This window comes from Catenuloplanes indicus (assembly GCF_030813715.1).
GTDB classification, from domain to species: domain Bacteria; phylum Actinomycetota; class Actinomycetes; order Mycobacteriales; family Micromonosporaceae; genus Catenuloplanes; species Catenuloplanes indicus.
Genome location: NZ_JAUSUZ010000001.1, coordinates 8999403 through 9023382, shown reverse-complemented (window position 1 = coordinate 9023382; position 23980 = coordinate 8999403). Strand labels below are relative to the sequence as shown.

The 23980-nt window shown below is 74.1% G+C and carries 24 protein-coding genes and 1 pseudogene; 16 read left to right on the top strand and 9 right to left on the bottom strand.

Annotation, left to right across the window (positions count from 1 at the left end; genetic code table 11):
* Positions 1-282: 282 nt before the first annotated feature.
* Entirely contained in the window at positions 283-1530 is a 1248-nt protein-coding gene (locus J2S42_RS40465) for an ROK family transcriptional regulator (protein ID WP_307248190.1), read from the bottom strand.
* 148 nt (positions 1531-1678) lie between these two features.
* On the opposite strand from J2S42_RS40465, the gene J2S42_RS40460 reads away from it, so the two are divergent.
* Both J2S42_RS40460 and J2S42_RS40455 read left to right on the top strand, forming a co-directional pair.
* Entirely contained in the window at positions 1679-3028 is a 1350-nt protein-coding gene (locus tag J2S42_RS40460; protein WP_307248188.1) for a GH1 family beta-glucosidase, read from the top strand.
* A gap of 453 nt (positions 3029-3481) precedes the next feature.
* The gene (locus J2S42_RS40455) at positions 3482-4123 is read left to right on the top strand and encodes a thymidine kinase (RefSeq protein ID WP_370879355.1); all 642 of its coding nucleotides are present in this window, start codon (positions 3482-3484) and stop codon (positions 4121-4123) included.
* Between the two features lie 246 nt (positions 4124-4369).
* Here the strand turns inward: J2S42_RS40455 and J2S42_RS40450 are convergent, their stop codons facing one another.
* Complete coding sequence (locus J2S42_RS40450) at positions 4370-4660, bottom strand: hypothetical protein (protein WP_307248186.1); 291 nt, start codon at positions 4658-4660, stop codon at positions 4370-4372.
* Positions 4624-4953: a hypothetical protein gene (locus J2S42_RS40445; RefSeq protein WP_307248184.1), complete on the bottom strand. Its 330-nt coding sequence runs from the start codon at positions 4951-4953 to the stop codon at positions 4624-4626. Before J2S42_RS40445 ends, J2S42_RS40450 begins: the two co-directional genes overlap by 37 nt.
* Before the next feature lie 28 nt (positions 4954-4981).
* On the opposite strand from J2S42_RS40445, the gene J2S42_RS40440 reads away from it, so the two are divergent.
* Both J2S42_RS40440 and J2S42_RS40435 read left to right on the top strand, forming a co-directional pair.
* The gene (locus J2S42_RS40440; protein WP_307248182.1) at positions 4982-5260 is read left to right on the top strand and encodes a hypothetical protein; all 279 of its coding nucleotides are present in this window, start codon (positions 4982-4984) and stop codon (positions 5258-5260) included.
* 13 nt (positions 5261-5273) lie between these two features.
* Positions 5274-6686 (top strand): FAD-dependent oxidoreductase, encoded by a 1413-nt coding sequence (locus J2S42_RS40435; protein ID WP_307248180.1) that lies wholly within the window; start codon positions 5274-5276, stop codon positions 6684-6686.
* Here the strand turns inward: J2S42_RS40435 and J2S42_RS40430 are convergent.
* Positions 6662-7051 carry a cupin domain-containing protein gene (locus J2S42_RS40430; protein WP_307248178.1) on the bottom strand — a complete coding sequence of 130 codons (390 nt, stop codon included), beginning with the start codon at positions 7049-7051 and terminating at the stop codon, positions 6662-6664. The two genes, J2S42_RS40435 and J2S42_RS40430, sit on opposite strands and share 25 nt — an antisense overlap.
* A 52-nt stretch (positions 7052-7103) precedes the next feature.
* On the opposite strand from J2S42_RS40430, the gene J2S42_RS40425 reads away from it, so the two are divergent.
* Positions 7104-8117, top strand: a complete 1014-nt coding sequence (locus tag J2S42_RS40425) for a helix-turn-helix domain-containing protein (protein WP_307248176.1) — start codon at positions 7104-7106, stop codon at positions 8115-8117.
* 161 nt (positions 8118-8278) lie between these two features.
* Here J2S42_RS40425 and J2S42_RS40420 read toward each other — a convergent pair whose 3' ends face one another.
* Positions 8279-9328, bottom strand: coding sequence for an FAD-dependent oxidoreductase (locus J2S42_RS40420; protein ID WP_307248174.1), 1050 nt, complete (start codon positions 9326-9328; stop codon positions 8279-8281).
* Between the two features lie 64 nt (positions 9329-9392).
* Here J2S42_RS40420 and J2S42_RS40415 point away from each other — a divergent pair, with 64 nt between their 5' ends.
* The 4 genes from J2S42_RS40415 to J2S42_RS40400 all read left to right on the top strand — a co-directional run bounded on the left by J2S42_RS40415 (position 9393) and on the right by J2S42_RS40400 (position 12587).
* Positions 9393-9953 carry a TetR/AcrR family transcriptional regulator gene (locus tag J2S42_RS40415; RefSeq protein ID WP_307248172.1) on the top strand — a complete coding sequence of 187 codons (561 nt, stop codon included), beginning with the start codon at positions 9393-9395 and terminating at the stop codon, positions 9951-9953.
* 160 nt (positions 9954-10113) lie between these two features.
* Entirely contained in the window at positions 10114-11343 is a 1230-nt protein-coding gene (gene manD / locus J2S42_RS40410) for a D-mannonate dehydratase ManD (RefSeq protein WP_307248170.1), read from the top strand.
* A gap of 62 nt (positions 11344-11405) precedes the next feature.
* Entirely contained in the window at positions 11406-12266 is an 861-nt protein-coding gene (locus J2S42_RS40405) for an MFS transporter (RefSeq protein WP_307248168.1), read from the top strand.
* 33 nt (positions 12267-12299) lie between these two features.
* Positions 12300-12587 carry a hypothetical protein gene (locus tag J2S42_RS40400; protein WP_307248166.1) on the top strand — a complete coding sequence of 96 codons (288 nt, stop codon included), beginning with the start codon at positions 12300-12302 and terminating at the stop codon, positions 12585-12587.
* A gap of 45 nt (positions 12588-12632) precedes the next feature.
* On the opposite strand, the gene J2S42_RS40395 is transcribed toward J2S42_RS40400, so the two are convergent.
* The 3 genes from J2S42_RS40395 to J2S42_RS40385 form a co-directional block, all read right to left on the bottom strand.
* Complete coding sequence (locus tag J2S42_RS40395; RefSeq protein ID WP_307248164.1) at positions 12633-13352, bottom strand: LPXTG cell wall anchor domain-containing protein; 720 nt, start codon at positions 13350-13352, stop codon at positions 12633-12635.
* Positions 13353-13404: 52 nt separating this feature from the next.
* A complete protein-coding gene (locus J2S42_RS40390) occupies positions 13405-13653 on the bottom strand; it encodes a hypothetical protein (RefSeq protein ID WP_307248162.1) in 249 nt (82 codons plus the stop codon).
* Positions 13654-14371: 718 nt separating this feature from the next.
* Positions 14372-15340 carry an AraC family transcriptional regulator gene (locus tag J2S42_RS40385; RefSeq protein ID WP_307248159.1) on the bottom strand — a complete coding sequence of 323 codons (969 nt, stop codon included), beginning with the start codon at positions 15338-15340 and terminating at the stop codon, positions 14372-14374.
* 61 nt (positions 15341-15401) lie between these two features.
* Between J2S42_RS40385 and J2S42_RS40380 the strand changes: the two genes are divergently transcribed.
* From J2S42_RS40380 to J2S42_RS42155, 6 genes and pseudogenes are all read left to right on the top strand, one after another.
* On the top strand, positions 15402-15899 hold the full coding sequence (locus tag J2S42_RS40380; protein ID WP_307248157.1) for a 2Fe-2S iron-sulfur cluster-binding protein: 498 nt from the start codon (positions 15402-15404) through the stop codon (positions 15897-15899).
* Complete coding sequence (locus J2S42_RS40375) at positions 15896-16885, top strand: FAD binding domain-containing protein (protein WP_307248155.1); 990 nt, start codon at positions 15896-15898, stop codon at positions 16883-16885. Before J2S42_RS40380 ends, J2S42_RS40375 begins: the two co-directional genes overlap by 4 nt.
* Positions 16882-19191 carry a xanthine dehydrogenase family protein molybdopterin-binding subunit gene (locus tag J2S42_RS40370; RefSeq protein ID WP_307248154.1) on the top strand — a complete coding sequence of 770 codons (2310 nt, stop codon included), beginning with the start codon at positions 16882-16884 and terminating at the stop codon, positions 19189-19191. Before J2S42_RS40375 ends, J2S42_RS40370 begins: the two co-directional genes overlap by 4 nt.
* Positions 19188-20258, top strand: a complete 1071-nt coding sequence (locus tag J2S42_RS40365) for an XdhC family protein (protein WP_307248152.1) — start codon at positions 19188-19190, stop codon at positions 20256-20258. The genes J2S42_RS40370 and J2S42_RS40365 overlap by 4 nt, the downstream gene beginning before the upstream one ends.
* Before the next feature lie 152 nt (positions 20259-20410).
* Positions 20411-22102 carry a DEAD/DEAH box helicase gene (locus J2S42_RS40360; RefSeq protein ID WP_307248150.1) on the top strand — a complete coding sequence of 564 codons (1692 nt, stop codon included), beginning with the start codon at positions 20411-20413 and terminating at the stop codon, positions 22100-22102.
* Positions 22103-22230: 128 nt separating this feature from the next.
* Positions 22231-22359, top strand: a pseudogene (locus J2S42_RS42155) (FAD-dependent monooxygenase); the annotation flags it as partial.
* A 153-nt stretch (positions 22360-22512) separates the two neighbouring features.
* Here J2S42_RS42155 and J2S42_RS40350 read toward each other — a convergent pair.
* On the bottom strand, positions 22513-23691 hold the full coding sequence (locus tag J2S42_RS40350; protein ID WP_307248148.1) for a cytochrome P450: 1179 nt from the start codon (positions 23689-23691) through the stop codon (positions 22513-22515).
* Positions 23692-23781: 90 nt separating this feature from the next.
* On the opposite strand from J2S42_RS40350, the gene J2S42_RS40345 reads away from it, so the two are divergent.
* The gene (locus J2S42_RS40345) at positions 23782-23979 is read left to right on the top strand and encodes a ferredoxin (RefSeq protein WP_307248146.1); all 198 of its coding nucleotides are present in this window, start codon (positions 23782-23784) and stop codon (positions 23977-23979) included.
* Position 23980 lies beyond the last annotated feature (1 nt).

Genomic DNA, 23980 nt, shown 5'->3' with positions numbered 1-23980 from the left:
GGCCACCGGTGCGGCCGCGTCGACCGCCGCCCGGCTCGCCGCCGTCTCGGCGCGATCGCGGCGTGGGCCGAGCCCGGTCGGGCCTCCACGGCACGCCCGTCACCCGCTGCGCGAGATCCAGCCCTTCACCTGTCCGGTCACCAGCCGCCGTGTCGGCTCGTACCCGCTGGTGTCGCAGTCGGTCACGTCGCAGTGGTTGCCGTCCGGCGAGCCCGTGCCGAGCCGGGACAGGTGGAATCACGGCCGGGCACCGCCGGAACCAGCCGCGGGGCGGTCAGCGGTTCAGCGACGCCGGCGCGAGGCCGGGCGGGCGGTCACCGGGCGGCTGGTGGGCGTGGTGCCGCGGGTGCCGCCGTCGGCGATCAGGCGGGCGACCGGGAGGGTGGCCGCGCCCATCGCGACCGCGTCCGGGCCGAGCTGGCACAGCTCGATGGTGACCTGCTCGAACGGGCGGCGCAGCGCGTGCCGGGCGGTGGCCTCGCGGATCTGCGGCAACAGCGCCTGGCCGAGCGCGAGGCCGGCCCAGCCGCCGAGCACGATCCGTTCCGGGTTGAACAGGTTGACCAGCGTGGCCAGGCCGGCGCCGAGGTACCCGGCGGTGTCCGCGAGCACCTGTGCGCCGGCCTTGGTACCGGAGGCGGCGAGCACGGCCGCGAGCGCGGACTCCTCGTCCGCGCCGGGTGCGGGCCGGTTCCGGTTCGCGGTCCGGTAGCGGTCGATCACGGATTCCGCGCCGATGTACGCCTCGAGGCAGCCCTGTGCGCCGCAGCGGCACGCCCGCCCGCCGTACACGATCGGGGTGTGTCCCCACTCCCCCGCGCTGGAGTGCGCGCCGCGGTAGGACGCGCCGTCCGCGATGACCGCGGCGCCGACGCCGGAGCCGACCAGCGCGACCACGGCGTGCCGGGCACCCCGCCCGGCGCCGAACCACATCTCGGCCTGGCCGAGCGTCTTCGCGCCGTTGTCGACCAGCACCGGGATGCCGGTGATCTCGCGGAGCATCGCGCCGAGCGGCACCCCGTCCCAGCCGAGCGTCTGCGCGTGCACGACGGCGTCGGAGCCGACCACGCCGGAGACCGCGACGCCGAGGCCGAGCACGGTGCCGGGGTCGACGCCGCCCTGGGTGATGACCGAAGTGAGACCGTCGCGCAGGCAGTCCAGCACGTCGCCCGGTGCCGGCCGGGTCGCCAGGATCGGGTACTCGGCCTTGGCCAGCGGCGTCATGGCCAGGTCGAACAACTCCACCTGCACCCGGGTCTCGCCGACGTCCGCGCCGATGACGTGACCGAAGCCGGGTGCGACGCGCAGCAGGATGCGCGGGCGTCCGCCGTCGGAGTCGACCGAGCCGGCCTCCTCGACCAGGCCCTCCGCGACCATCTCGCCGATCAGATTGCTGACGCTGGCCTGGCTGAGCGCGGTGACCTGGGCCAGCTCGTGCCGGGAGACCGGCCCGCTGCGGTAGAGGCTGCTCAGCAGCACGGAACGGTTGGCGCGGCGCACGTCGCGTACCGTGGTCCGTTTCGGGTCCATGGCCGGGGCATCTCTTTCGTCGTGTGGGGTGCGTCCAGCATGCCGCATGGCCGCCGGATCACGCGTGAACCCCCTTGAGTCTCCGCGCACGCCTGGTTTAATGACGTCGTAAATTAAGTGTTGAAAGATCATCATCGGAGGAGCCTCAGTGCGCGAGTTCGCCGCCCTTCCCCCGGCCTTCGTCTGGGGGGCCGCCACCTCGGCCTACCAGATCGAGGGGGCCGTGTCCGCGGACGGCCGCAAGCCGTCGATCTGGGACACGTTCTGCCGCGTACCCGGCGCGATCGACAACGGCGACACCGGCGACGTCGCCGCCGACCACTACCACCGCGTGCCGGAGGACGTGGCGCTGATGAAGCGCCTCGGGCTGGACGCCTACCGGTTCTCGATCGCCTGGCCGCGGATCGTCCCGGACGGGCGCGGGCAGGTCAACGCGGCCGGCCTGGACTTCTACGATCGGCTCGTCGACCAGCTCCTCGCGGCCGGCGTCACGCCGTTCGCCACGCTCTACCACTGGGACCTGCCGCAGGCGCTGCAGGACCGCGGCGGCTGGCCGGAGCGGGACACCGCGTACGCGTTCGCCGACTACGCGGCCGTGGTCGCGGCCCGGCTCGGCGACCGGGTCACCGACTGGATGACCATGAACGAGCCGCTGTGCAGCGCGTGGATCGGGCACCTCGACGGCGCGATGGCGCCCGGTGAGACGTCGCTGGCGCGCGCCGTCCCGGCCAGCCATCACCTGCTGCTCGCGCACGGCCTCGGCATGGCCGCGGTACGCGCGCACTCCCCGCGGCCGGCCGAGGTGGGCATCGTGCTCAACCTCAGCCCGATCGAGCCGGCCAGCGACCGGCCGGAGGACGTGGCGGCGGCCCGGCGCGCGGACGGGCACACGAACCGCTGGTGGCTGGACCCGGTCTTCGGCCGCGGCTACCCGGCCGACATGGTCGCCACGTACGGCATCGCGCCGCCGGTCCACGACGGCGACCTCGAGGCGATCGCGGCACCGGCCGACTTCTTCGGGCTCAACTACTACTTCCGGCAGCTGATCGCGGACGCGCCCGAGGCACCCGCGCCGCACGGCCGGCAGGTGCCGGTCGACGGCGCGCTGGAGACCGCGATGGGCTGGGAGGTCTACGCGGACGGACTGGAGCAGCTGCTGCTGCGCGTCACGCGGGAGTACGGCGCCGAGAAGATCTACGTGACCGAGAACGGGTCGGCGTGGGCGGACACGCCCGGCGCGGACGGCACGGTCGAGGACAAGCAGCGCACCGCGTACCTCGAGGACCACCTGGCCGCGTGCGCGTCCGCGGTCGCCCAGGGCGCGCCGCTGGCCGGCTACTTCGCGTGGTCGCTGCTGGACAACTTCGAATGGGCGTACGGCTACGACAAGCGCTTCGGCCTGGTCCACGTCGACTACGACACCCAGGTCCGCACGATCAAGAACAGCGGGCACCGGTACGCCGAGATCATCCGCAACCACCGGGCCGAGACCGCCTGACCGGTTCGGGTTCCCCGGTGCCGCCGGGGAACCCGCTCACCGGGCCCGCCCGCCGGTGGTGGTGCGGGCGCGCAGACCGAGGACGTCGGCGGGCTCGTCGAGACGGCGCGGTCCGGCGGGCCGGCCACCGGGACCGGCCGGTCCGGCGGCGCCTGGCCAGGACCCGGCGGGCCACGCCGTACGGCCGGGCAGGGAAACCTGGGTGCGGCGGCGTCAGGTGATCACGAACACGTCCCGGCCGGTCAGGCCGTGGACTGCCGTCCGGCGGGTGACGCACGCCGTACCGTGCGATTTGCGGGGTAAATCTGTATAAACGGTGCTGAACCAGGCGTCGTCCCGAGCGTCGGAGTCCGGTGGTCCCGTGCGGAAGCCTCCGGCGGCGTGGCGAACAGGGGTCTCACCCGTCTATGTGTCGCCGGGCGGCCTACCTGTCACCGGCTATGCTCACCGGCCGTGAAGAACGACTCCGCGCTCGCGACCACCCACTCCCCGCTGCCGGGGCTCGGCGGCAACGGGCACGGCGCCCGGCTGACGTTCTACTGGGGGCCGATGGACTGCGGCAAGTCGACGCTCGCGCTGCAGATGCACCACAACCACGGCCGGCAGGGGCGCCGCGGCCTGGTGCTGACCCGCAACGACCGCTCGCTCGGGCCGAAGGTCACCACCCGGATCGGCCTGGCGCAGGACGCGATCGAGGTCACCGACGACCTGAACCTGTGGGATCTCGCGTACGGGAAGGTCGACTACCTGATCTGTGACGAGGCCTGCTTCTACACGGTCGACCACATCGAGCAGCTCGCCGACCTGGTCGACCGGGCCGGCGTGGACGTGTTCGCGTTCGGGCTGGCCAGCGACTTCCGCTCGCGGCTGTTCCCGGCGTCGCAGCGGCTGTTCGAGCTGGCCGACGAGGTGCACCGGCTGCAGGTCGAGGTGCTCTGCTGGTGCGGGCGCCGCGGCCACCTGAACGCGCGGATCGTCGACGGCGAGATCGTCCGCGCCGGCGAGCAGGTCGTGATCGGCGACACCGCATCCCACGCGGAGGTCCGCTACCAGGTGCTCTGCCGCCACCACCACCGCAGCGGCACGCTCGACTGACCGGCGAAGGGCCGGAAGCGAAACCGGCCGGCGGACGGCCGGAGGCGTACCCGGCCGGCGGAGGTCCGGAAGCGAACGGTGTGGCCGGAAAGCGAACATCGCACCGGTCGCTGTGATAGGCGCCTCGCCGGTAAGCCTCAGCCGTGGCGGGCGCCTGCCGATACGGCTGGCGTGCCGGACGGCACGCCGTTACTCCGGGCGCGGGGCGGCCGAGCCCGATCTCCCGCTTCGCGCCCGGTTCGGGCCTCACACGGCCTGACCGGCGTAGGCGTCCCAGAGCGTGCCGGCGAACAGACGGCCGAACGCGGCGAGCGCGGCGGCCCGGCGCGGGCCGGTGACCCGTACCGTGGTCAGCTGTTCCAGGAACGCGGCCCGGCCGATCCGGATCTCACCCTCGTCGATCGGCTCACCGTCCGGCAGGCCGGCGATGCGCGCGTGCAGCGTGGTCGTGTCCGGCCACAGGTCGAGGCCGGTGTCGTCGCGCACGTCCTTGCGGCCGATCAGGCACAGCGTGCCGAACGGCAGCCGGTAGCGCATGTGCCGGACCGGGCCGCGCCGCCGAGCGGGTGCACGGTGACGACCTGCCGCAGCGCGCCGAGCGGGTTGTCCTCGAACTCGCCGCCGAACGCGGCCGCGATCGCGCGCATGGTGGCCCGCACGTCCGCGAAGCAGGCCTCCGACCGCGCCGTCGTCCAGTCCGCGGCGAGCCGGCCGCGGCGCAGGTCGAGCCCGAGCCGGCCGGCCGCCTCCGTCATCGCGCGCGTCTTCGCCGTACGGTCGAACAGCTGATGATCGATCGGGTACGGCACCGGGCCGATCATGTGCGCCACGCGGTCGTAGTGCGGGTGGCTGCCCCGGGTGCACGCGGCGGCGGCACCGCGCACGGACGCGCGGATCACGCTGCTGGCCGGTGCGCACAACCGCTGTTTCCTGCCGGACAGCCAGCGCCGCACGCACGCCTACCTGGAGCGGCACGCGCCCGGCCGGCACGCGCTGCACGTGCTGCCCGGCTACGGCCACCTCGACGTGCTCTTCGGCCGGGACGCGCACCGCGACTCGTTACCGTTGATCCTGGCCGGGCTGCGCGGGCACGACACGCCTGCGAGACTGTCCACACTGATCGACGAAGTCCCGTGACGGCAGGAGCCCGATGTCGGCGCAGCGCCAGTTCGCACAGATCACGTCCGTCGCACCGGCCACCGGTCCGCGTGCCGCGCTGGGCCGGGCCGTCGTGCTCGGCGGCAGCATCGCCGGTCTGATGGCCGCACGCGTGCTCAGCGAGCACGCAGACGAGGTGGTCATCGTCGAGCCGGACGACCTGGTCGCGCTGGACGTGCCGGGCGCACCGCCCGTGCCCCGGCCCGGCGTGCCGCAGGGCGGGCACGTGCACGCGCTGCTGCCGGCCGGTCAGGCGCAGCTCGCCCGGTGGTTCCCGGGCTTCACCGAGGACGCGGTGCGGGCCGGCGCACCGGTCCGGCCACACGCGTCCCGGTTCGTGTTCTACCTGGACGGCGCACGCCGCCCACCGGCCGACCCGGGCGTGCAGGCCGAGTCGCTGTCGTCCAGCCGGCCGTTCCTGGAGGCGCTGATCCGGCACCGGGTGCTGGCGCTGCCGGCCGTCACCACGCGCACCGGCCGGGCCGCCGGCCTGCTGATCGAGGGCGGCCGGGTCACCGGCGTGCGGCTGACCGGCGGCGGCACGCTGGACGCGGACTTCGTGGTGGACGCGACCGGCCGGTCCAGCCGGCTAGGCGACTGGGTGGCCGCGCACGGCTTCCCGAAGCCGGCGACGCAGCGGATGGGGATCGCGCTGACCTATGCGACCGCGCTGTTCCACCGCCCGCCGGAGCCGGACGTGTGGGGCACGATCGCGGTGACCACACCCGCGCCCGGCCGGCCCGCGCGGCAGGGCGGTTTCACCCCGATCGAGGGCGGCCGGTGGACGATGCTGATCGCCGGGTACGGCGACGACCGCCCCGGCCGGGACCGGGAGGACTACCGGCGCCGCTGCGAGCGTGACTTCCCGCCGGAGTTCGCGCACGTGGTCAACACGGCCGGGTGGGCGAGCGACGTCGCCACGTACCACCAGGCGGACAGCCGGCGGCGGGACTTCACCGGGCTGGAGCGCTTCCCCGCCCGGCTGGTCGCGGCCGGTGACGCGCTCGCGTCCTTCAACCCGGCCTACGGGCAGGGCATGACGTCCGCGCTGCTGCACGCCTCGTGCCTGTCCCGCTATCTGCGCGGCCGGCCGGACCTGGACCGGCCGGCGCGCACGTACTTCGCGGAGACGCGCGTGGTGGTGGACGCGGCCTGGCAGACGTCGACGGCAGCGGACCTGGCACTGCCGCACGTGGACGGCCCGTACCCGCGCGGCTACCGGCTCCGGCGGTGGGCCGGCGGCCTGATCTCCGCGGCCGCGGCGCACGACCCGGTGGTCAACCGTGGGCTGTCCCGGGTCACCACCATGATCGATCATCCGGCCGCGCTGTCCCGCCCGGGTCTGCTGCTGCGCGCGGCCCGGCACGCCCTGCGCGACCGTCAGGTGCGGGCCCGCAGTTCGTGACCGGTGGTCGCGTCGACGTGGCCGGGCACCGGGTCGTGGTGGTCGCCGACCGTGGACGTGCCGGTCGGCTCGAACATCAGAATCGCGGCGCCGGACCCGGACGACGGCCTGTGGTCGGTGCCGCGCGGGACGACGAAGACCGCGCCCTGCGGCAGGACCACGGAGCGGTCGCGGAGTTCGATGGTCAGCTCGCCGGAGAGCACGAGGAAGAACTCGTCGGTGTCGTCGTGCCGGTGCCAGACGTGCTCACCGGCGACCTTGGCGATGCGGACGTCGTAGTCGTTGACGCGGGTGACGATGCGCGGGCTCCACAGCGCCTCGAACGTGGCCAGGGCCGCGGTCAGTTCCACCGGTTCGGTCATCATGCGGTCATCGTGGCCGATGCCGGATCGCGGCCGTGAGTGCTAGAAATCGCGTATGTCGAAAGAATCCTCGCGGCCGCATCGGGTGGTGATGCTCGTGGAGGACGGCTCGAACCCGTTCGAGATGGGCGTGGCCACCGAGCTGTTCGGGCTGCGCCGGCCGGAGATCGACCGCCGCTGGTACGACTTCACGGTGTGCGCGGCCACGCCGGCCACCCGCATGCACGCCGGCATGTTCACGCTCACCGACGTGCCCGGCCCGGAGGCGGCGGACCGTGCGGACACGCTGATCGTGCCGAACCGGCCGGACCCCTACGTGCCGCCCGGACCGGCCGTGCTGGACGTGGTGCGCCGCGCCGCGGCCCGCGGGGCCCGGCTGGTCAGCTTCTGCACCGGCGCGTTCACGCTGGCCGCGGCGGGTGTCCTGGACGGCCGCCGGGCCACCACGCACTGGCGCTGGACCGCGCTGTTCGCCGGCCGCTACCCGGACGTGCTGCTGCAACCGGACGTGCTGTTCGTCGACGACGGTGACGTGCTCACCGCGGCGGGCAGCGCGGCCGCGCTGGACCTGGGCCTGCACCTGATCCGCCGTGACCACGGGGCCGAGGTCGCCAACACGGTCAGCCGCCGGCTGGTGTTCGCCGCGCACCGCGACGGCGGCCAGCGCCAGTTCGTCCCGCAACCGGTCCCGGCCGTGCCGGACACGTCGCTGGCGCCGCTGCTGGACTGGGCCACCGCGCGGCTGAACCGGCCGCTGGGCGTCGCCGACCTGGCCGCGCACGCCGCGGTCAGCCCCGCGACGCTGCACCGCCGGTTCCGCAACGAGCTCGGCACCACGCCGCTGGCCTGGCTGACCGGTCAGCGCGTGGCGCTGGCCTGCCGGCTCCTGGAGGCCGGTGAGCAGCGCCTGGAGGCGGTCGCGCAGGCCAGCGGCCTCGGCACCACCACGAACATGCGCACGCTGATCCGCCGGCACACCGGCCTCACCCCGGACGCCTACCGCCGCCGCTTCACCACCGGCGAGCGCCGGAACCCGCCCGGCTGCGGCGCGGCCCGGCGTGCCGGCTAGACCCGGTATCGGCGTGCGGGCCGGAGCGAGGCGCGGTCCAGGTGCCGTCCGGGTGCGCGGCGGGGAAGCCCGCATACCGGCGTCGTCGGTGGCTCGTGCGGCGTGCGGCCGGGCGGCGCCTGGGCCGCGCCGCAGCCCGGCATCCCACGCCGATGCGGGCGTCAGCCGGGCGGACCGGCCAGCATGGCGGTGCGCAGCAGCCGGTCGCGGACCGGGAGCGCGTGCCGGACGCGGGTCAGCCGCGCGGCCGCACCGGCCATCCCGGCGAGCCGCTGGGTGGCCGGGCGACGCTCCCGGTCGTACCCGTGCAGGGCTTCTCCGATGGTCTTCGCGGAGCGCATGTGACCGGCCAGCGCGACCGCGTCGACGATCGCCTCACAGGCACCGCGGCCCAGGTCGGGCGGCATCGCGTGGGCGGCGTCGCCGATCAGCGCGACCCGTCCGCGGGTGAACGACGGCAGCGCCGGCGTCACGAACACCTCGTGCCGCAGCACGGCGGAGCCGTCAAGAGCCGCCAGCACGGTACGGACCGGGGGCGCCCAGCCGGCGAACATCGCGCGCAGCCGGGCGACGTCGTCCCCGGCGTCGAACACGCCGGGCGCGGACGCGAACCAGTTGGTCCGGCCGCCCTCGTGCGGCGTCACGCCGAACTTCACGCCGCGCCCCCACACCTCCGCGAACGTGTCCGTGGCCAGGCCGTCGAGCGTGCCCCGCCAAGCCGTGACGCCGGACGACCGGGCCCGGTAGGCCGGCCCGAACAGCCGCTCGCGGGTGCGGCTGAACACGCCGTCCGCGGCCACGACGAGATCCGCGTCCGGCTCGCCGTCCACCGGCTCCCCGGCGCGCAGCTGCGCGCCCGCGTCCGCGGCGGCCCGGTGCAGCACGGCGAGCAGAGCCGGCCGGGAGAGCAGGAAGACGGCGTCGCCGGTGCGGCGGTGCAACCGATCCAGGTCGACCGCGGCGATCCGCGAGCCGTCCGGCCGGAGGAACGCGCCGGAACGCTGCCGCACCCCGGTCCGGCGCACGTCGTCGCCGACGCCGATCGCGTCCAGCGCCCGCAGCGCGGCCGGCCACAGGGCGAGCGCGGTACCGGTCGCCGGCAGCGCCGCGTCCCGCTCCCGCACGGTCACCCGGCGGCCCGCCCGGCGCAGCGCGATCGCGGCCGCCAGCCCGCCGATGCCACCACCGATGATCTCGACCACGTTCGTCATGCCCCGACCGTACAACAGACGTTGTTTATTAACAACATCTGTTGTGATCCGTTAGGGTGTCCGGGTGCCGACCCGCCAGGAGCAGCTGCTCGATGCCGCCATCGACGTCCTCGGCCGGCAGGGGACGCGCGCGCTGACCCACCGCGCGGTGGACGCGGCCGCCGCGCTGCCGGCCGGGTCGGCCGCGAACTACTTCAAGACCCGGGACGCGCTGATCGGCGCGGTCACCGCGCGCTTCGCCGAGCGGGACCGGGCCGCCTGGACCGCGATCGCCGGGCTGGTGCACCCGGCCGGCGCGGACGCGCTGGCCACGGTGCTGACCGGGTACGTGCACCGCGCGCTCGGCCCGGACCGCGCCGTGACGATCGCCCGGTACGCGCTGTTCGTCGAGGCCGCGCTGCGCCCGGCGTTGCAGGGCCCGCTCGGTGCGTCCGCGCGCGAGCTGCGGGCCTGGGCCGCCGGCCTGCTGCGGGCGAGCGGCGCGGCCGAGCCGGAGCGGGAGTGCGACGCGCTGATGGACTTCCTGGACGGCCTGATCCTGCACCAGCTCGCGTTCCCCGGTCCGCCGGACGGGCTGGCGGCCGCGGTCACGCGCGCCGTCCGCGCGCTGTGCACGGTCTCGTGAGCCGGCGTCCGTGCACGGACCTTCCCCGCGGTCCGCTCACGGAACGCATCGCCGGCGGCCGGCGCACGACCTCCACGGCGGCACGCCGGCCGCGGGCGCGAAGCCGCCGTCCGCGCGGGAGCCGGCCGGGCGGCCCCACCACGGACGGAAGGATTCCATCATGGAGATCGTCGACGCCACCGTGATCGTCAGCAGCCCCGGGCGCAACTTCGTCACGCTCAAGATCACCACGGACGAGGGGGTGACCGGGCTCGGCGACGCCACGCTCAACGGGCGCGAGCTGTCCGTCGTCTCCTACCTGCGTGATCACGTCGTACCGTTGCTGATCGGTCTTGATCCGCACCGGATCGAGGACACCTGGCAGTCGCTGTACCGCGGTGCCTACTGGCGGCGCGGGCCGGTCACCATGGCCGCGATCGCCGCGGTCGACGTGGCGCTCTGGGACATCAAGGCCAAGGTCGCCGGATTGCCGCTCTACCAGCTGTTCGGCGGCGCGTCCCGGGACCGGGTGCGCACCTACGGCCACGCGAACGGGCGGGACATCCCGGAGCTGCTCGACTCCGTGCGGGCCCGGCTGGCCGAGGGCTACCGGTCCGTACGCGTGCAGACCGGCGTGCCGGGCCTGGAGACCGTGTACGGCGTGCACGCCGGCACTGCGATCGCGCCCGCGACCGCGGACGGCGTGCGGGTCGACGCGCGGGCACTGCCGGTCGTCGAGGACTGGGACACCGGGCGGTACATGCGGCACCTCCCGCGCGTGCTGGAGGCGGTACGCGCCGAGTTCGGGCCGGACCTGCCGCTGCTGCACGACGCGCACCACCGGCTCACGCCGCAGCAGGCCGCGCGGCTCGGCAGGGAGATCGAGCGGTACGACCTGTTCTGGCTGGAGGACTGCACACCGGCGGAGGACCAGTCGGGCCTGCGGCTGGTGCGTCAGCACACCACGACGCCGCTGGCGATCGGCGAGGTCTTCAACACGGTCTTCGACTACCAGACGTTGATCGACGAACGCCTGATCGACTACGTCCGGTCCGCAGTGACGCACTTCGGCGGCGTCTCCCCGCTGCGGAAGCTGTTCGACTACGCGGCCACCCGGCAGATCAAGAGCGCGATCCACGGGCCGGAGGACATCTCGCCGGTCGGCATGGCCGCGGCGATCCATCTCGACCTGGCGATCCACAACTTCGGCATCCAGGAGTATTCCGGCTACACGCCGCTGACGCACGAGGTGTTCCGGCACGCGTTCACGTTCGACGACGGTCACCTGCACCCGGGCGAGGCGCCGGGGATCGGCGTGGAGCTGGACGAGGAACTGGCGGCCGCGCACCCGTACTCCCCCGCGTACCTGCCGGTGAACCGGCTGGCGGACGGGACCGTGCACGACTGGTGAGCCGCCCTTGAGCGAATCGTTTCGCCCGCCATATGTTGCGTCAGTCGGGACGCGGCGTTTCGTTGGGCGAAACGTTTCGTCCAGTTCGGGAGGCGCTCGGCGCGTTCGGGATCGGCATCGCGGAGATGACCGTGACCGGCCTGCTCGGCCGGGTCGCGGCCGACCTGCAGACGAGCCCGGCCGCGGTCGGCACCGCGATCTCGCTGTACGCGCTCGGCGTGGTCGCCGGCGTGCCACTGATCACGATCGCGGGTGCCCGGGTGCCGCGCCATCGCCTGCTGCCGGCCACGCTGCTGCTGTTCATCGCCGGCAACACGGCCGCACTGGCCGCACCGAACCTGGCGCTGTTCTGCCTGGCCCGGTTCGTCGCGGGCCTGCCGCACGGCGCCTACCTCGCGCTGGCGGCAGCCACCGCGGCGTCGCTGGTGCCCCGGGAGCGCCGGGGCCGGGCGACCGCGCTGGTCGGGATCGGACAGACGATCGCGAGCATCGTCGGCGTACCGTCGGCGATCTTCCTCGGTCAGGCGCTCAGCTGGCGGGCGGCACTGGCGCTCGCCGTGCTGGTCTTCGTGGCCGCGTTCGCCGCGGTCCTGACGTTCGTGCCACGCGACACCGGCGGGACGGTGCTGCCCGTGGCCGCGCTGCGCTCGCCCGGCCTGTGGGCCGGCTTCGCAGTCGCCGCGAGCGCGTTCGCCGGTCTCTACTGCGTGCTCAGCTTCATCGCGCCGATCACCACGGACGTCGCCGGGCTGCCCGCGGACGCGACGCCGGTCGTGCTGATGCTCTACGGCGCCGGGATGACGGCCGGCGCGATCGCCGGTGGCCGGGCCGCCGACTGGGACGTGGCCCGCGCCGTGCCGATCGGCGGCGTCGCGGCCTGCGCGGTGCTCGCCGGCTTCGCGGCCATGATGGACGCGTCGTGAGCACCGTTCGCCGGTGCGTTCGCTATCGGCCTGGTGCAGCTGTTCATGTTCGCGTCGCTGCAGCTGCGGCTGATGGACGTGGCACCGCACGCGCCCGCGGTCGCCGCCGCGCTCAACCAGTCCGCCGTCAACCTGGCCAACGTCATCGGTACCTCGGCCGGTGGCGCACTGCTCGCGACGGGCCTGGGATACCCCGTCAACGGGTACGCGGGCGCGCTCCTCGCGGCCGCCGGTGCCGGCCTCGCGGTGCTGCTGCGCCCGTCCTGCGCCGCCCCCGGCCGGCCGCGACATGCCGAGCTCGCCCGGCCGGACCACCGCTGAGCCCGCCCGGCCGGACGAGGTGTCCAGCCGGGCGGGCCGGGCCGGCTAGGCCACGAAGCGGGACCGGCGACGGCGGCCGATCCAGAACGCGACGCCGCCGAGGGCCAGGATCGCGACGCCGACCGCGGCCACGACCGCGGTGTTCGCGCCGGTCACCGGCAGGCCGCCGCCCTCGCCACCGGGCGCCGCGGCGTCCGAGGAGGTGGCGGTCGGTGCGGCGGTCGCCGAAGCGCTGGGCGTGGCGCCGGTGCCGGGCGTGACGGTCGGCGTCGGGGTGGGCTGGGACGCGCAGTCCAGCTCACGTGCCGCGTACACGCCCTCGTTCAGGTACGCCAGGTAGGTCTCGATGCTGCCGGCGCCGAGCACCTTCTGCGCGGCGGCCTGCACGTTCTTGCCGGCGTCCGTCAACGTCCGGCCCACCATGATCCGCAGCGCCACCGACCAGGCGTTCTCCACGTCGTCCCGGAGGAACGTGCGCAGGCCCTCCGGCGTGCCGTCCAGCTGCTTCTGCACGGCATCGGTCAGCACCGGCAGGGACTCGGCCTTCGCCTGGGACAGGACCTGGTTGGCCACCACCCGCACCTCCGTGTCGGTGGCGGTCTCCAGATCAATGGTGATGAGCTCGCGGATGTCCTTGTACACCGTGCGCTCGACCGTCTGGCAGGTCTTGTCGAGCCCCGGCTGTGCGGCCTGCGCCGACGCCGGTGCCGCCGGAATCAGAAAGGCCAGCGCCACCAGGACGCCCGCCGATGCCTTCCATCGCATATGGATCTTCCTCCCCGTTACACGCCAAAAACGTTGCAGATCCTAGCGGTGGCTACCGGAGGGACGAGAACGGGGATCGATGCGATGCCGGTACCTCCACGGGCCGTACGCTCAGTTCCTCGATGAGGCGCCGGTAGGTACTGGCCGCCGGCTTCGGCCGGTACCGCGAGTCGAGGATGCCGAGCTGGAACAGCGGATGGCCGGTGCCGGTGTTCGCGTCCCGCAGCGCTAAGTGCTCGTACGTGGTGATGTTGAGTTCGCCGCTGTGCGCGTCGACGGTGCGCACGACGGTGTCGAGCACCTCGGCCTGCCGGGAGTACGGTGCCCCAGCCGTGCTCGGTGATGTGGATCGGCACCGACTCCGCGATGCCCGCCACGGCGAGGCTCCGCCGGCGGAACAGCGCGAGGACGCCCGCGACGGTCTCGGGCAGACGGCCGGCCGGGACCGGCTGGAAGACGTCGGGGAAGAAGCCCAGTCCCGCGTAGTCCAGGGCGGACCGGCACTCGTCACCGCCGCGACGGCCCAGGTCGGTCCAGAATTCCTGGGCCGGGTCGAACACGGCGGTGGAGTTGCAGCCGATCCGGACGTCGAGTCCGTGCCGCCGCACCTCGCGTTTCGCGGCGATGACGCCGTCGACCAGCGCCTGCCGCACGGCCGGGAAGCCACCGTCGCCGCCGGGGCCGGCGTGGTTGGCCTCCTCGGTGATCTGCAGGGTGGCCAGGCATCCGGCGTACCGGCGGATCTGCGCGCGGATGAACTCCAGCCAGCCGCTGAGGTCATGGCCGGGTTCCCGGAAGCACAGCACGAGGTCGAGGCGCCGCCGGCCGGTCGCGTACCGGGCGGGCTCCGGTGGCGCCTGAACCGTGCCCGGCGCCGCGTCGCTGTAGTGCAGGTAGCCGCGGACGAGGAACGGGTGTTCACCGTGCAGCGCGTCGAGCGCGGCGGTGACGCGCTCCGGTTGCTCGGGCGGGCCGTCGGTGACCGATCCGTCCGCGGCGCCGCTGAGACCGACGGAGGCCTACGCCGAGCCGCCGCCGGAGGAGTGACGTCCGGCGATCGCGCGGCGCTGGCGCTGGCGGAAACGCAGCGGCGACTCGCCGATCTCGCGCTTGAACGCGGTGCTGAACGCGCTTTCCGACGCGTACCCGAGGTGGCTGGCCAGCGCGCCCACGCCGATGTCGCTGTCCCGCAGTGCGCGCTGCGCGTGCAGCATCCGCCACCGGCTCATGTACGCCACCGGCGGCATCCCGGCCACCGCCCGGAACCGTTCCGCGAACGACGTGCGGGACATCGACGCGGCGCGGGCCAGCTCGTCGACGCTCGGGCGGCGAGCCGGTTCGCCGTGCATCAGGGCCAGCGTGGGGCGTAGTTGCTCGTCGATGGAGACGCGCAGCCAGCCGGGTGGCAGGTCGGTCTGGTGCATGTAGGCGCGCAGCAGCTCCAGGACGAACAGCTGGCCGTACTGCCGGATCGCGAAGCTGGACCCGACGCGCTCGGCCAGCAGTTCCTCGAACAGCCGGTCGAGTATCCGGCGCACGCCGGTGGCGGCGGGCGCGGACGCGCGCACGTGCGCCACCGGCGGCAGCACGGGGGCGAGCAGCGCGTGACCGGCCGGGTTCAGGTCGACGTGCCCGCCCACCATGATGTCGTCGGCGTCCTGAGCCGAGCCGAACAGCGCGACCACGTCGTCGTCGACGTCGACCTCGTCGATGACCCGCCGCGGCAGGCCGCGCGGCGTGATACTCTCCAGGACCACGCGATCGCGGTGGTTGAGCACGGCGACGTCACCGGCGGTCAGCTCGACCGGGCCGGACAGGCCGGCGGCGTGCACGCGCATCCCGCCGCGGACCACGGCCATGAACTTCAGCGCCCCGCTCATGTCGAGCTCCGGGGACACCCAGGCGCCGCTGACCGCGGAACCGCCCGATATCACGCCGCGGACGTCGACGAGGTCGAGCACCTCGGAGAGCGGGTCTCCCGGACGCACGCGAAGAAAATCCGAACTCACAGGCATTCACGGTACGCGGTGCGGTTTCTACGGTGAAGAGATGGAGCACATCACAGTCAACGGTACGGACGTGGCGGCCCCGGAGGACGCACGTGTCTCCCTGCTCGACCTGCTGCGTGACCATCTACACCTGACCGGTACGAAGGTCGGCTGCAATCAGGGCGCGTGCGGCGCGTGCACGGTGCTGGTCGACGGCGACCGCGTGCTCTCCTGCCTGACGCTGGCGGCGCAGGCGGCCGGGCGGTCGGTCACCACGATCGAAGGGCTGGAGTCGCATCCGCTGCAGGACGCGTTCGTGGAACGGGACGGCCTGCAGTGCGGTTACTGCACGCCGGGCCAGATCTGCGCGGCCGCGGCCATGCTCGACGAGGTCCGCGCGGGCGTCCCCAGCTACGTCACGGCCGACCTCGGCGCGGAGCACGTGGCGCTGTCCCGGACGGAGGTACGCGAGCGGATGAGCGGCAACCTGTGCCGGTGCGGCGCGCACCACGGCATCGTCGACGCGATCATGCAGGTGGCGGAGGGGCGGGCGGCATGAACCCGGTTACCTATCGCCGTCCCACGTCGATCGCGGACGCGGTCGCGGCGGCCGGCTCGGACGGCTGGCGGCTGCTCGGCGGCGGCACCAACCTGGTCGACCTGATGCGCAAGGGCGTGGAGTCCCCGGCCGGGCTGCTGGACGTGACCGGCCTGCTGCCGGACACGATCACCCCGGCCGCGGACGGCGGGCTGCGGATCGGCGCGGCCGCGCGGAACAGCGCGATCGCGGCGCACCCGCTGGTCCGGCGCGACCACCCGATGCTGTCCCGGGCGATCCTGGCCGGTGCGTCCGCGCAGATCCGGAACATGGCCACGGCCGGCGGGAACCTGATGCAGCGCACCCGCTGCGCGTACTTCGCGGATGCGGCCGGTTCCCGCTGCAACAAGCGCGTGCCGGGCAGCGGCTGCGACGCGATCGGTGGCTTCACCCGCTACCACTCGATCTTCGGTACGTCGCCGGAGTGCATCGCGGCGCACCCGTCGGACATGGCCGTGGCGCTGGCCGCGCTGGACGCGCGCGTGGTGGTGACCGGGCGGGACGGCGACCGGACGATCCCGATCGGCGAGTTCCACCGGCTGCCCGGCGGCCGGCCGGACCTGGAGACCGCGCTGTCGCCGGACGAGGTGATCGTCTGGATCGAGCTGCCGCCGTCGCCGTTCGCGGCCACGTCGGCGTACCGGAAGGTCCGCGACCGGGCCAGTTACGCGTTCGCGCTGGTGTCGGTGGCGGCCGCGGTGGAGATCCGGGACGGCGTCGTGCACGACGTACGGATCGCGCTCGGCGGCGTCGCGCCGAAACCGTGGCGGGCGCACCGCACCGAGGACGCGCTGCGCGGCACCCGGCCCACGGACGAGGCGATCACCGCGGCGATCGACGCGGAACTGGCGCACGCCACGCCGCTGCCCGGCAACACCTTCAAAGTCGAGCTGGTACGCCGTACGGTGTCCGCGCTCCTGGCCGAGCTTCGTGGAGAGACCGCATGAGCAGGGTGCAGAACGTGGTGATCGGGTCGGCCCGGCGGGTGGCCGGCTGGCTGCCGGACCGGATGCTGCCCGGCGGCGGCGCACCGGACCCGCTGATCGAGCGGCAGGCCGAGCTGGGGCGGCCGACGTCCCGGCTGGACGGCCCGCTGAAGGTCACCGGCCGGGCGCCGTTCGTGACCGAGACCGTGCTGCCCGGACAGCTCAGCGCCGCGCTGGTGCACAGCACGGTCACCCGCGGCCGGATCACCCGCTTGGACACGCGCGCCGCCGAGGCCGCGCCGGGCGTGGCGCTGGTCCTGACGTACCGGAACATGCCCCGGCTCGGCATCGTCCCGATGCCCGGCGGCGCGAACCTGTTCGCGCCCGGCAGCAGCGGGTTGCCGATCATGCAGGACGCCGAGGTGCGCTACAACGGGCAGGTCGTCGCGGCCGTGCTGGCCGAGACGCAGGAGCAGGCGGACCACGCGGCGTCGCTGATCGAGATCGACTACGCGGCGCAGCCCGCGGCGACCCGGTTCGCGGACGCGAAGGCGACCGCCCGTACCCCGGCGTCGATCCTGATCGAGAAGAACCACGTGTCGGTCGGTGGCGCCGAGCGGCGGCTCAGCGCGGCCGTGCACCGGGTGGACAACGTCTACCGGACGCCGGGCCACAACCACAACGCGATCGAGCTGCACGGCGTGACCGCGGCCTGGGACGGTGACTCGCTGCTGGTGCACGACACCACGCAGGCCATCGTCCCGGAGGCGCGCGCGCTGGCCACCGTGTTCGGCCTGAAGAACGAGCAGGTGCGGGTGATCTCGCCGTTCATCGGCGGTGGGTTCGGCGGCAAGGGACTGTGGGACCACCAGATCATCGCGGTCGCGGCGGCCCGGGTGGCCGGGCGGCCGGTGCGGCTGCGGCTGTCCCGCGAGGGCGTCTACCGGATCATCGGCGGGCGCAGCCCGTCGGAGCAGCGGGTGGCGGTCGGCGCGGACGCGGACGGCCGGTTCACCGCGATCATCCACACCGGGTACACCGTGATGCCCACGTACGGCGCGTGCCCGGAGCAGTTCACCATGGGTACGCGCACGGCGTACCGGGCGGACAGTTTCGAACTTCTGCACCGGCACCTGGATCTGGACGTCGTGCCGAACACGTTCATGCGCACGCCCGGCGAGACGATCGGCACGTTCGCGGTGGAGAGCGCGATCGACGAGCTCGCGGCCGCGATGGACGCGGACCCGGTCGAGCTGCGCCTGCGCAACCTGCCGGACCGGCACCCGATCTCCGGCGCGCCGTTCTCGCAGCACGCGCTGCACCAGGCGTACGTGGACGGCGCCGCCCGCTTCGGCTGGGACCGGCGGACCGCGAAACCCGGCGAGCGGCGCGACGGCGAGTGGCTGATCGGCCTGGGGTGCGCGTCCGGCGGCTTCCCGTACGCGCGGATGCCCGGCGCGAACGTCAGCCTCACGCTGCGCCGGGACGGCACGGTCGCGATCTCCTGCTCCGCGCAGGACATGGGCATGGGCACGACCACGGTGCAGACCCAGCACGCCGCGGACCGGCTCGGCCTGCCGCTGGACCGGGTCACGTTCACGCTCGGCGACTCCGCGCTGGCCGCCAGCCCGATGGCCGGCGGCTCCGCGCAGACCGCGTCGATCCTGGCGGCCGTGATCTCCGCGGCCGACCGGCTGCGCGACGAGTTGCTGAAGATCGCCGGCGCGGACGGCCCGCTCGCCGGGCTGCGCGGCTCCGCGGTGCGGCTGGCCGACGGCGGGCTGGCCGCGGACCCGGGCCGGCACGACACCTACCGGGCGATCCTGGCCCGGGCCGGCCGCGACGAGGTGACCGTCACCGGCACCGGCGCGCCGCCGCTGGAGTTCCTCAAGTACACGATGCACAGCTCGTCCGCGATCTTCTGCGAGCTGCGGGTCAGCGAGGTCACCGGCGAGGTGCGCGTCGACCGGCTGCTCGGCTCGTTCGACTGCGGCACCGTGCTCAACCCGAAGACCGCGGCCGGCCAGCTGCGCGGCGGCATGATCATGGGCTTGGGCGTGGCGCTCACCGAGGAGACGCTGTTCGACGAGCGCACCGGCCGGATCATGAACCCGTCGCTGGCCGACTACCACATCCCCGCGCACCTGGACGTACCGGACATCGACGTGATCTGGACCGGCATCCCCGACCCGCACTCGCCGCTCGGCGCGCGCGGCCTCGGCGAGCTCGGCACCAGCGGCGTCGCGGCCGCGGTCGCGAACGCGGTCTTCAACGCGACCGGCCGCCGCGTCCGCGACCTGCCCGTCACGCTGGACAAACTGCTGTGAGGGAGATCGCCGCCGGGCTGGCGGAGTGGCGGGCCGCCGGCCTGCGGTTCGCGATCGCGACCGTGGTGTCGACGTGGCGGTCCGCGCCCCGCCCGCCCGGCGCCGCGATGGCGGTCGCGGAGACCGGCGAGGTGCTCGGCAGCGTCTCCGGCGGCTGTGTCGAGGCCGCGGTCTACGAGCTGGCCCGCACGGTGCTGGAGACCGGCACGCCGGTCCTGGAGACCTATGGCGTCGCCGACGACGACGCGTTCGCGGTCGGCCTGACCTGCGGCGGCACCATCGAGGTGCTGGTTCAGCCGGACACCGGCCTGCCGGACCGGGTGCTCTCCGCGATACGCGAGGGGCGGGCGATCGCGACCGCCTCGATGCTGGACGGCGGCGACGGTCCGGGGCGGCGGCTGCACGTACCGGCCGACGGCCCGCTCGACGGTTTCGACCGGGTGGTGGCCGACCAGGCCGCGGGCATGCTCGCGGCCGGCGCCACCGGTGTGGTCGCGCTCGGCGCACAGGGCCGCCGCGTGTTCGTGCAATCGTTCGCGCCGCCACCCCGCATGATCGTCTTCGGCGCGATCGACTTCGCGGCCGCGGTGTCCCGGATCGGCGCGTTCCTCGGCTACCACGTCACGGTGTGCGACGCCCGGCCGGTGTTCACCACGCGCCGCCGCTTCCCGGACGCGGACGAGGTGGTGGTGCGGTGGCCGCACGAATATCTCGCGACCACCGAGGTCGACGCCCGGACCGTGCTGTGCGTGCTGACCCACGACCCGAAGTTCGACGTCCCGCTGCTGACCGAGGCGCTGCGGTCACCGGCGGGCTACATCGGCGCGATGGGCAGCCGCGCCACCCATGACGACCGGATGAGACGCCTGCGCGCCGCGGGCGTCCCCGAGACGTCGCTGGCCCGCCTCCGCTCCCCGATCGGCCTCGACCTCGGCGCCCGGACACCGGAGGAGACCGCGGTCTCCATCGCCGCCGAGATCATCGCCGCCACCTGGGGCGGCACCGGCCACCCGCTGACCGGCCTGGAGGCACCCATCCACCGGTCCGCTGCGCCGATCCGGCGCTAGGGCTGGATCGTCGTGCACCGAGTCCCGCTCCTGGAGTTCTCCGGGAGCGGGTACATTTGTGCTGACTCTGCCCCGCCGCGCGACCGCCGGCTCCTGTGCACCCGGCCGCCGGCCGATGCCGGGCAGCGCACCCTTTTACGTTCGGAGACTGCATGGCGGCACGCCGCCCCCGCTCGACCGCTTCCCCCACCACGTTCAGCGAGCTGGGCGTGCCCGCTCCGATCGTCGAGGCGCTGGCCGGGAACGGTGTCACCACACCGTTCCCGATCCAGGCCGCGACGCTGCCGGACGCGCTCGCCGGACGCGACGTCCTCGGCCGCGGGCGCACCGGGTCGGGCAAGACCTACGCCTTCGTGGTGCCGGTGCTGGCCCGGCTGCTGGCGCGGCCCGCGCAGCGCCGCCGCGGACGGCCGCGGGCCCTGATCCTGGCGCCGACCCGCGAGCTCGCCACCCAGATCGAGGCGTCGATCGCGCCGCTGGCCGCGGCCGTGTCGCTGCGCACGCTCACGGTGTTCGGCGGGGTCAACGCGAACCGTCAGATCGCCGGGTTGCGGGACGGCGCCGACATCGTCGTCGCCTGTCCCGGCCGGCTCCTCGACCTGATCGACGGCGGTCACGCGAGCCTCGACGCGGTGGAGATCACCGTGCTCGACGAGGCCGACCACATGGCCGACCTCGGCTTCCTGCCGGTCGTCCGGCGGCTGCTCGACCAGACCCCGCGCCGGGCGCAGCGGCTGCTCTTCTCGGCCACGCTGGACGCCGGCGTCGACGTCCTGGTCCGGCGGTACCTCACCGACCCGGTCACGCACAGCGTCGACACCGTGGCGGCACCGGTCACCGTGCCGCACCACATGCTGCACATCGGCCACCAGGACATGCTGACCGTGCTGGTCGATCTGGCCGCCGCGCCGGGCCGCACGCTGGTCTTCGCCCGGACCAAACGGCGGGCGAAGACGCTCACCCGCCAGCTCGTCGCGGCCGGCGTGCCCGCCATGGAGCTGCACGGCAACCTGGGGCAGAACGCGCGCAGCCGCAACCTGGACGCATTCGCCACCGGCACCGCCACCACGCTGGTCGCGACCGACATCGCGGCGCGCGGCATCCACGTCGACGGTGTCGCGCTCGTCGTCCACGCCGACCCGCCGGCGGAGTACAAGGCGTACCTGCACCGGTCCGGCCGCACCGCCCGGGCGGGCGCGACCGGCACGGTCGTCACGCTGATGACCGACGAGCAGGTCGACGACGTGCGCCATCTCGCCCGTCAGGCCGGCATCACCGCCACGATCACCCGGATGCGGCCCGGCGATCCGCTCCTCCACCAGATCGCACCCGGGCCGCGCACGCTGGTCGCCCCGCCGGCCGCGGACGCCGGCGAGCCCGCCCCGCCTTCCGGCCGGCCGCGGTCGCGGTCCCGGTCGGCCGGCGCCGCGGAGACGAGCGGTCCGCGCCGTCCGCGGCGGTCCAGGGCGGCCGGCGGCACTCGCGGCGGCCAGGCCGCGACCGAGCAGGCGAACGGCGGCGGTCGTCGCGGCCGCGGAAGTCAGCAGGCGACCGGCGCCGGCCGCGGAAGCCAGGAGGTGGCGGGCGGCGGCCGTGAGGCGCAGCGGGCAACCGGCAGCGGTCGTGGCGCCCAACAGGCAACCGGTGGCGGCCGTAGCGGTCGTCAGGCAACCGGTAGCAGCCGTCAGGCGGCCGGTAGCAGCCGTCAGGCGGCCGGTAGCGGCCGGCAGGCGACCGCCGGTGCACGTGAAGGTCAGTCCGCGGCGCGTCACACGACCGGTGCCGCCGCCTTCTCCGCCGGGAGCCGAGTCGGCGCCAGCCGCCGGGGCGGCCGCTCCCGGTAGTCCGTCCGGCCGGGCGTGGGCAGCCGATCCGCTGCCCGTGCCCGGCCGCACCCACGGCGACGGTCCAGCGCGGCCGTGCGGCGGCCTCCGCGCACCTCGGTCGGACCTCGCGCTGGCGGGCGAACGTCCGGATGGCGCGGCGCTTCCGGGTCGGCGACGTCTTCCTGGCCGGCGACGCCGCACACGTGCATCCGCCGACCGGCGCGCAGGGGCTCAACACCGGCATCCAGGACGCGTACAACCTCAGCTGGAAACTGGACCACCGGCGACGACGGGATCCGGGACAGCTACGAGGGCGGAACGGCTCCCGGTGGCCGCGGCCGTGCTCGGGATCCAACTACGTCGGCTGCGCGGCCTCGGAGCCGGCGGACGTGGTGCGCTACCTCCGGCGCGCGCCGGCGCGGAGCGGCTCACCAGCGGACCGGCACCTCCTCCAGGCCGCCGACCAGCAGCCCCTCGCGGCGGCGCAGCTCCTCGACCGGGACGGCCAGCTCCAGGCCGGGGAGCCGCTCGAGCAGCACGCGCAGCGTGGTCTGCAGTTCCACCCGGGCCAGCGACTGACCGAGGCAGGACCGGGAGCCGGCACCGAACGTCAGGTGCGGGTTCGGCGTACGCGTGAGGTCCATGTCGTCCGGGTCGGCGAAGACGCGTTCGTCCCGGTTGGCCGACGGCATGGACGCCAGCACCTGGGTGCCGGCCGGGACGAGCGTGCCGTCGATCTCCATGTCCTCGGTGATCAGGCGGTGCATGCCGAAGCCGAGGTTCGCGTCGAACCGCAGCACCTCCTCCACGGCCGGCTGGATCAGGCCGGGCTCGGCCAGCAGCCGCTCCCAGCGCTCGCGGCGGGAGAGCAGCATCGCGGCCATCTTGCCGATCATGTTGGCGGTGGTCTCGTGCCCGGCGATCAGCAGGCCCTGGCCCGTGAAGATCAACTCCTCCTCGGACAGCCGGCCGTCCGCCGAGTCGACCACCGTCACGAGTTCGGAGAGGAGATCGTCGCCCGGTTCCGTACGCTTGGCCGCCACGTGGTCGCGCATGTAGGCCCACAGCTCCTCGCCGGACCGACGCACCTCGCCGGGCGTGAACCGGGTCAGGTTGAGGAACCGGTCGGACCAGTGCGCAAATCTTTCCCGATCCTGCACGGGTACGCCGAGCAGGTCGCAGATGACGAAGACGGGCAGCGGGAAGCCCAGTGCGGACCGGAGGTCGGCGGGTGCGCCACGGTCCACCATGTCGTCGATCAGATCGTGCGCGATCCGGGTGATGCCGGGCTGCATCGCGGTCATCCGCTTGGCGGTGAACGACCGGCTCAGCAGGCGGCGCCAGCGCATGTGCCCGGCCTCGTCGTTCATGAACGCGGCACCGCCACCGGCCATGCTGCCGCCCGCGGGCGTGTTCCGCAGGCAACGCGGGTCGCTGAGCACGGTGCGGACCGCGTCATACCGCGTGACCAGCAGCGCGTCCGTCCCGGTGCTGGTGCGCACGTGCGCGACGGGGCAGGTGGCGCGCAGCTCGGCCCACTCCGCGGGCGGGTCCACGGCGGTCGGCGGGGTGAACGGGTAATCGAGAACTTTCTCCGTCTCGGGCACGTCTTCCCCTTAAGTCAACGTCTGATTACTTGGTACCGTACGGCGAGGACGACCGGGAATCAATCGGTCGGTATCGATTGTGGAGGTGCCGTGAAAATCTCCGTCGACGAGGACAAGTGCATCGGCGCTGGTCAGTGCGTGCTGACCGCGCCGCACACGTTCGACCAGCGGGACTCCGACGGCGTGGTGATCCTGCTGTCCGCGGAGCCGGCCGCGCCGGAGCAGGCCGCGGCGCGCACCGCCGCCGCGGTCTGCCCGGCCGCCGCGATCACGGTCGTGGCGGGCTGAG

Bases quoted from the DNA above. Each gene is read 5' to 3' on its own strand.
- J2S42_RS40465 (WP_307248190.1), bottom strand. From the start codon at position 1,530: ATGGACCCGAAACGGACCACGGTACGCGACGTGCGCCGCGCCAACCGT.
- J2S42_RS40450 (WP_307248186.1), bottom strand. From the start codon at position 4,660: ATGCGCTACCGGCTGCCGTTCGGCACGCTGTGCCTGATCGGCCGCAAG.
- J2S42_RS40435 (WP_307248180.1), top strand. From the start codon at position 5,274: ATGTCGGCGCAGCGCCAGTTCGCACAGATCACGTCCGTCGCACCGGCC.
- J2S42_RS40430 (WP_307248178.1), bottom strand. From the start codon at position 7,051: ATGATGACCGAACCGGTGGAACTGACCGCGGCCCTGGCCACGTTCGAG.
- J2S42_RS40425 (WP_307248176.1), top strand. From the start codon at position 7,104: ATGTCGAAAGAATCCTCGCGGCCGCATCGGGTGGTGATGCTCGTGGAG.
- J2S42_RS40420 (WP_307248174.1), bottom strand. From the start codon at position 9,328: ATGACGAACGTGGTCGAGATCATCGGTGGTGGCATCGGCGGGCTGGCG.
- manD (WP_307248170.1), top strand. From the start codon at position 10,114: ATGGAGATCGTCGACGCCACCGTGATCGTCAGCAGCCCCGGGCGCAAC.
- J2S42_RS40395 (WP_307248164.1), bottom strand. From the start codon at position 13,352: ATGCGATGGAAGGCATCGGCGGGCGTCCTGGTGGCGCTGGCCTTTCTG.
- J2S42_RS40380 (WP_307248157.1), top strand. From the start codon at position 15,402: ATGGAGCACATCACAGTCAACGGTACGGACGTGGCGGCCCCGGAGGAC.
- J2S42_RS40375 (WP_307248155.1), top strand. From the start codon at position 15,896: ATGAACCCGGTTACCTATCGCCGTCCCACGTCGATCGCGGACGCGGTC.
- J2S42_RS40370 (WP_307248154.1), top strand. From the start codon at position 16,882: ATGAGCAGGGTGCAGAACGTGGTGATCGGGTCGGCCCGGCGGGTGGCC.
- J2S42_RS40360 (WP_307248150.1), top strand. From the start codon at position 20,411: ATGGCGGCACGCCGCCCCCGCTCGACCGCTTCCCCCACCACGTTCAGC.